Below are 6,938 nucleotides of genomic sequence, written 5' to 3' on the forward strand. Positions count from 1 at the left end.
CAACGCGTTGTTTTACCCTAGTAAGCTAAAAATGAGACTTTTAAAAAGGGGAAAGAAAGGCTTTAGTGAGGATTCTCGCGATTCATCTCCCCCTACCGCTTTTGTAAGCATTTATAAATTTCATCGTGTGGTTGGTATTCGCCACATTCTCCATTCTTTAGTAATTGTTTTATTTTTTCTCTATCTTTTTGTGGATACTGATTTACCACATAATCTATCTCGTGTTTCTCTTGAGTGTTAAAAAACTTATCGTCTTTTGCTTTATCTTTAGCCATAGCTTTGTCTCCTTTTTAGTGTTTTAGATTGTGGTATTCTACCACAAAATTTTAAAGCGACACAGGCAATTGATTGGCACAGAATCCACATCAATAAAAGCTCTCTTAAGTGATTAAAATGGTATGTCTTCATCTGTGATGTCTATGGTTTTCACATCTAAGTTTTCTTCAACTACTGCACCATTTGTTTGGCTTTCTATACTTTGAGTGTCTTTAGCCTGATTCTTGTGTTTGTCTTGTCCCTCTAAATATACCCGATTTGCTATTATTTTCACTCGAGCATATTTTTTGCCCTCATACTCCCACGCTTCTTGGCGTAATTCTCCTTGTATATAGACTTTTTTTCCCTTGTTTAGAAACTGCAAGATTCTTTCTCCAAATTGTCCAAATAGCACTACTTCAAAGAACATAACTTGCTCCTCTGTATTACCTCTTTCATTTTTAAACTTATGATTCTTAGCAATGACAAATTCTACACAAGGTGTATTGTTTTTGCCTATATACTTAATTTCCGCATTTCTAATGAGGTTTCCGCTGATATTTATGCTATTCATTTTTTCTCCTTTGGTTTTGATTTAAAAGCTTTGTCTATGAAACTTGAGCAGATTTTATAATCAAACTCATAATTTTTTGGTAGCTCTAAGCCTTTTTCTTTTGAAAGCTTGAGAGCTAAGTCTATTTGTTTTTGGCTGGGTGGTTTTGGTGGCAATTTCTTTTTCATAGATTCTATAAAATCGCTACACACTTTCATAGAATCTAATACTTCTTGTGGCATTTCTACATTCATTTGTGTTGCTAAATCTTTAGCAAGTTTGATTTGATTTTCTGTTGGAGCTTTGCTTTGTGTTTCCATTCTTTCAAAACCTAATTTTTCGTGTAGGGGCTTAATAAAGTCTAAATATTGTGATTGTCCTTGAGTAATAGAATCTAACACTTCTTCCATTGCCTTAGTAAATTCGTGTTGAGTAATCCACTCATCGCTTTGCTTCAAGCTTTCTATGGCTCTTTTGCCTTTGCTTGTAGCTTTAAGCTCTTGTTTCTTGCCTTTGGTTATTATCTCTATAAACTCCCTTTTCAGTAGAGTAGGCACAAAAGAGGCATAAGTGCTTGGTCTGCCTATACCTAACTTTTGTAAAAGGGGAATAAAATCACTTTCTTTAAAGCGACTTGGAGCTTTTTTCTTTACATCTTTTATTTCAAAAGATTGTATATTGATTTTGTCTCCCTCTTTAAGCTCAAGTGTAGAATCTAAGCTTACTTCTTCTTGGTTTTCTTCTTCATCTAATTGTTTAAAAACGCCCTTAAATCCATTATAGATGAGCTTAGTTGCTCTAAGATTAAATATTCTTCCCTTAATATTAGCTTCAAAGTTTAGGCTTTCGTATATGGCGTCTTTTGCTTGTGAAAGAATGGAGTTAAGATATATAAGAGTGTATAGCTCTTGATGATTTTTTGTGAGATTTTCATCTTGTATCATCGTTTCTATATCTTCAAATTTATGGCAGTGAGTAATTCTTGTAGCTTCGTGAGCTTCTGCTTGACTTTGAGCACCTGCTTTGTATTCTCTTCTTTGATACCATTCCTCTTTGCCAAACATAGATTCCACTTCTGTAATAAATTCTAGGCTTAAGTTTTCTGCGTCTGTTCTGTGATAAGTAATCAGTCCTTTTTCATAGAGGTTTTGCGCGAGATTCATCGTTGTTTCACTACTAAATCCAAAAGCAATATTTGCCTTTTGTATAAGGGTGGCTGCTTGAAATGGTTTATTAGGGCTGCTCTTAGTCTCTTTGCATTCTTTTTTTGATACTATCGCTTCTTGTGTATCAATAATGGCATTGAGAAAATCTTGTGCCTCTTCTTTTGTGGCAAAAAGAGATTGGTTTTTTAATTCTACTTTTTTATCCTGTATGGTGGCATTTGCAATAACTCTATAATCTATTTTCTTGCTAGAATCTAGCTTCTCAAAGTTTTCTATTTCTATTTCTCTTGTTACAATTTGATAAAGAGCTGGGGTTTGCACTCTACCTACACTTACATTCCCTCTCTCTCCTAATGCTTTCATAAGTTTTGGAGAAAGAATAAAGCCACATAGTCTATCGCCCACACTTCTTGCCTTAAAGGCTTCATAGAGATTTTTATTTGTGTTTTCAAAACTCACTGCGGATTCTATGCCTTTATTGATACCACTTTGTGTAATCTCAAAGAACTCTGCTCTTTTGACACTTTTTGCTATGTTTTTAATGACTTCATAAAACATATATCCTATGGCATATCCTTCTCTATCTGGGTCGGTGGCTATATATACATCTTTGCCACGACAGGCAGAAAATATATAATCCATTGCCTTTTTGCGCTCTGTGTTAGAAAATTCATAATATGGCTCATAAGTATCCCAATTTATGTAATTTTCTAAAGGTAATGATTTAAAATGTCCTTTTGTCGCAAAAACTTTAGCTCCGCTAAACTTCTCTATCTTTTCACATTTATTTGGTGCTTCTATGATAATAATAGAATCTTGTAATTTCATTTTATCTCCTTAAGTTTTTCTTGCTTCCTAAACACACTCGGTTTTATAGGATTAGAATCTTTCCATAAGCCTTTATGAGCTAATCTTGCTTTTATTTCTAAATGAGTGTAAGCATTAGAATATTCTTTATAAGCCCAAGCAAAACCATTTTCTACTAAGTTTGCATTGACATCAATATCATTGCAAAAGACTATGGCTACAATTCTGTTGTATTTATCTTTATCTTTGATTTTAAGTGTGGCATTACTTCCTATGGGGCAAAGAGTTAAAAGATGAGATGTAGCCTCTTTGCCATAGCTTTGGTTAGATTCTGGTGCATCAATGCCATAAAGCCTTACTTTGAACTTCTCTCCATTATGAAGTATTGTTAGAGTATCGCCATCATAAACCTTAATAATACTTCCTTGCACTTCTTTACTTGGCATAAGATAGGTAAGATTAAAATTGCTAAATTGGCTAATAATAAATCCTAGAATACCTAAGCTTATCAATAATATAAGCTTAGATGTTTTGTGGCTTATATTATTCATCTTTCTTTTCCTTGTTGTATTTTTTGGGAATCCTTATAAATATTCTTTATTTGCTTGTTTTTAGTTATGATTTGTTCTTTTGTAGGATACCAATGCTCTTTTACAAAACTCACCATTTTGACGGAATCTTTAATAGCCTTTGAAATTTCACTTTTATCATCTTTAAGCACTTTAAGCCAACTATCCATATAAGAAGCGTGATTTTTTAAATTATAATCAATGCCAAGCTCCATAGCTTGTAAAAAAGAATAAAGCTCTGCTCTTAACTCTTCTCTTGCATAACCTTCGCTTCCAAAGGAATGATTTAAATCTCTATTGAGCCTATTTTGATGTCCTGTTGCGTGTCCTAACTCGTGTAAAGCAGTGGAGTAGTATTGTTCGTTATTAATGAAATTTTCTTTTGGTGGTAATACGATTTTATCATTTGAAACTTCATAATAGGCTTTGTCTTGTTTTGTATGTATAATTTGAATGTTAGAATTTGCTAGAATCTGCTCTATAAAAGGATTCTTTTCAAATCTATTTCTTGGTTTTGTTTCAAAAGAGAGATTATTTTTCTTTTGATGTTCTTTGAGCTTTTCCATATCTATATTGTTGCATTGTGAAATATTAAACATAGAATATGCTTTAAAGACTTTTTGCCATAAGTTCCCCTCATTATCTTCAAAAATTAAACCTTTTGTTTCTTGGTTTTTATCTATCTGTCTTTTTCCTACAAAAAGCACACAACTTGCTTTCTCTCCCTTCTTTACATATCCTCCTAATTCTTTGACTTGATTAAAAGTCAAATATCTAAGTTCCTCGTATTTATTAAGCATAAGTCTTAAGGCATTGCAACCTTTATAAATTGTGCCTGTGTATGGATTATATGGCATAATGCCTTCATTTATCCAAGGCTTTATCCAAGGTGCAGTGCCTTTTTCAAGTTCTCTTACAATGTTCTCTTCAAGCTCTTGTGCTATTTTTTCCAAAATGCTATTGCTCATTTTCTTTTTCCTCTTCTTTTTGAAGGAGATATTCATATTCTTTTAAATCTTCTTGAGTAATACTTTCTACGATTTCGTATTTTTCTTGTATCGTTTCTTGTTCTTGGTTTATTCCTAAGAAATTTGCTATATTTGGCTTATTCATTGTCTTTCCTTTGTGTAATATCTCCCCCTTGTAAAGGGAGATTATCTTTCTTTGCTTTTATCTTGGGCTTTCTCTTGAGGTTTTGCCTTTTGAAGCGGAACATATTTTTCGTGTCCTGCTTGAGCTTTAAGATAATTATTTATTTGCTTTTCTGTGTATTCAGTTAAGCCTATATTTTTTAGAATATGTGGAGATACTTCTTGTGGTTCTCTTGAGATAAGATTTTTGAGCTTATCTTGATTAAGACTTGGGATTTGTGAAGTATGATAAAGTGTTGTGGTCTCTAATATAGGCTTTGGCAACTCTTTAATATCATACACAAAATCGTAGTATGGCTCATTTGTCTTAGGATTGATTTTTGTTTTGCCATCTTTGCCTACATAGGTTTTTACAAGCGGTTTGCCATCTTTGTCGCATATTTTTGTGGCTTCCTTTGTTTTGATATAAGAAATTTTTACGCCTTCCATTTGTTTGAGCTGTTCGCTTGTAAGCCTTGCTCCCAAGAAATTTGCCTGTTTTGCTGTAATCCAAGCTCCATTTTGATAGCCTTTAGCATTCTGTTGAGATTCTAAAAGTATGGCATTTAGTCCTTCGTATGCTTTACCTGTTTGGGCGTTAAATGGTCGTGTGGCTTGTATCTCTTCTGCACTTTTTGCTTTAAGCCAAGGTGCAGTTTGAGACTTAATAGCTTGAATTATGTTGTATTTAGCATAATTATTGAAGCTTTCTCTTCTTTCCTCGTGGGTGTATTCTGCCCATTTTTTTGGTTGTGCTGACATTTTTTCTCCTTGTGATGTATATTTTAGTCTTGCTCGTCTGTTTCTTGCATATCTAAATCTTGTTCTTGACTCAAGCCGCTTTGTAGCAATTCTTGAGCTTCCTCTTGGCTGATAACGATTTGCTCATTTGGTATGAGCACTTCATTTTCCATAAGCAACTCCTTAAGTATAAGAATCTCATAGCTCTAAACTCATCTTTTGACATTAAAAGAGATTGAGCTATGAGTAGGCTTTGCGCTCTAATTCACAAAGCCCAAATACTTACTCTTTGTTCGGGGGTAGAGTAGATATTTGGACTTTGTTTAATAGCCCTTAAAACTTCTAAAACCATAGGTATAGTTATTTTGATTAGATTCTGTCTCCTCTTTCGTTATTTGTTCTTCTTGTGAGTTTTGCTCTGTTGATGTTTGTGCCTCGTCATTTGGTGGTATGTAGGCTATCTTGTCTGCTCCCTCCCATTCTTTTACCTTAAACCAAAAATTTACATCTGCTTTAATGGGTCGGTTTAAGAATCCTCCTACAAGGATATAGATTTTATCAATGGGATTACTTAGAATATCTTGCGCGGTTATGAGTTTATAGCCCTCTGCATTTGTAGATACATTATGTTTAAGTAAATCTAAGTTTCCTTTAGAGGTGCTTACTTTTTCTCGTGTGAAGTCTCCTATCATCTTGCTTAGAGTTTCTGCGTCTTCAAAACTATTCATTCTAAAGACAACTTGATAAGCTACATTGGCTCTAATAATTCTTAAATCATCTTCGCCATAATACTTTTTAATTTGCTCATAGCTTTGAGTAATATAGAGTGGCACAAGCCCAAAGCTTCTGCAAAGTGCAGGCATTTCAAGTAAAAATGGCATTTTTCCAAAACGCACAAACTCATCAAGGATAAGGTAAATAAACTTGTTAGGGTCGCTATTTTCGTTTGTCATAAGCTTTTTACACATAGATTCTAAGAGAATGCGTATAAGTGGAGCTAGAATATCCATATCTTCAGTTTGTATAACAATATACATTGTGATATGCTCTTCTCTTAAATCCTCATAGTTAAAGCTCATCTTTGATACTGCTTTAGCGACTTGAGGATTACTAAAGACTGCCATAAAGGTATCATAGGTTGATTTAATACTTGCAAATTCATTTTGAGCCGCAGTGCTATATTGTCTTGCTTGATTTCGCACAATATCATTCAAAGATTCGTCATTTGATACTTGCAAGAAAAAGGCTTTAAGTGTATCTTCTTTAGGGTTTCTCTCAATTTCTCCTGTTTCTTCATTTTGTATTTGACACATTTCTAAAAATTCACCTTGTAGCTCATTGTAATAATCTTTTTTTGGAGCTTGTGCGAGGTCTGCAAGTGTAGTGTGTTTAAATTTCTCCATATTATACAGAGCAAAGAAGCTAAACATTGTTTTAGCTGAAACAACCCAATGGTCGTTTTCTTTTCCTTTTTCTCCTACAAAAATTGTCCCTGCTATTTGGTCGGCAAGTTTTTTCATTTGCACAAAATTCATATCTTTAATCACTTTATTGTCAAATGGATTAAAAAACATTGTATTTTCATCACTAAAAGGGGAGAAAAGCAAAACTTTATTATCAAGCTTTTGCTGTCTGTATCCTGCTGTTTTTTGATAAAGCTCCCCTTTGATGTCTAGCACCACGCAACTTTGTGGTAAAGACAAGAGATTAGGAATAG

The 6,938-nt window shown here is 33.6% G+C and carries 9 protein-coding genes; all 9 read right to left on the reverse strand.

Annotated features, from left to right (window positions below; translation table 11 throughout):
* Window positions 1-92: 92 nt before the first annotated feature.
* On the reverse strand, window positions 93-275 hold the full coding sequence (locus LS67_RS09200) for a hypothetical protein (RefSeq protein WP_034328502.1): 183 nt from the start codon (window positions 273-275) through the stop codon (window positions 93-95).
* A gap of 113 nt (window positions 276-388) precedes the next feature.
* Window positions 389-829 carry a single-stranded DNA-binding protein gene (locus tag LS67_RS09205; protein WP_052057530.1) on the reverse strand — a complete coding sequence of 147 codons (441 nt, stop codon included), beginning with the start codon at window positions 827-829 and terminating at the stop codon, window positions 389-391.
* Window positions 826-2,802, reverse strand: coding sequence for a type IA DNA topoisomerase (locus tag LS67_RS09210; RefSeq protein ID WP_034328503.1), 1,977 nt, complete (start codon window positions 2,800-2,802; stop codon window positions 826-828). The genes LS67_RS09205 and LS67_RS09210 overlap by 4 nt, the downstream gene beginning before the upstream one ends.
* A complete protein-coding gene (locus LS67_RS09215) occupies window positions 2,799-3,332 on the reverse strand; it encodes a thermonuclease family protein (RefSeq protein WP_138092086.1) in 534 nt (177 codons plus the stop codon). Before LS67_RS09215 ends, LS67_RS09210 begins: the two co-directional genes overlap by 4 nt.
* Window positions 3,329-4,318 carry an ArdC family protein gene (locus LS67_RS09220; protein WP_052057403.1) on the reverse strand — a complete coding sequence of 330 codons (990 nt, stop codon included), beginning with the start codon at window positions 4,316-4,318 and terminating at the stop codon, window positions 3,329-3,331. Before LS67_RS09220 ends, LS67_RS09215 begins: the two co-directional genes overlap by 4 nt.
* Window positions 4,308-4,463 carry a hypothetical protein gene (locus LS67_RS09685; protein ID WP_161594494.1) on the reverse strand — a complete coding sequence of 52 codons (156 nt, stop codon included), beginning with the start codon at window positions 4,461-4,463 and terminating at the stop codon, window positions 4,308-4,310. Before LS67_RS09685 ends, LS67_RS09220 begins: the two co-directional genes overlap by 11 nt.
* A gap of 41 nt (window positions 4,464-4,504) precedes the next feature.
* A complete protein-coding gene (locus LS67_RS09225) occupies window positions 4,505-5,242 on the reverse strand; it encodes an ArdC-like ssDNA-binding domain-containing protein (protein ID WP_034328444.1) in 738 nt (245 codons plus the stop codon).
* Window positions 5,243-5,265: 23 nt separating this feature from the next.
* Window positions 5,266-5,394, reverse strand: coding sequence for a hypothetical protein (locus LS67_RS10150; RefSeq protein ID WP_268902987.1), 129 nt, complete (start codon window positions 5,392-5,394; stop codon window positions 5,266-5,268).
* Between the two features lie 150 nt (window positions 5,395-5,544).
* Window positions 5,545-6,938: type IV secretory system conjugative DNA transfer family protein (locus LS67_RS09230; protein ID WP_138109716.1), on the reverse strand; the 1,394-nt coding region annotated here is incomplete at its 5' end.

Origin of the sequence: Helicobacter sp. MIT 03-1616, assembly GCF_000765685.2 — a bacterium.
GTDB classification, from domain to species: Bacteria; Campylobacterota; Campylobacteria; order Campylobacterales; family Helicobacteraceae; genus Helicobacter_C; species Helicobacter_C typhlonius.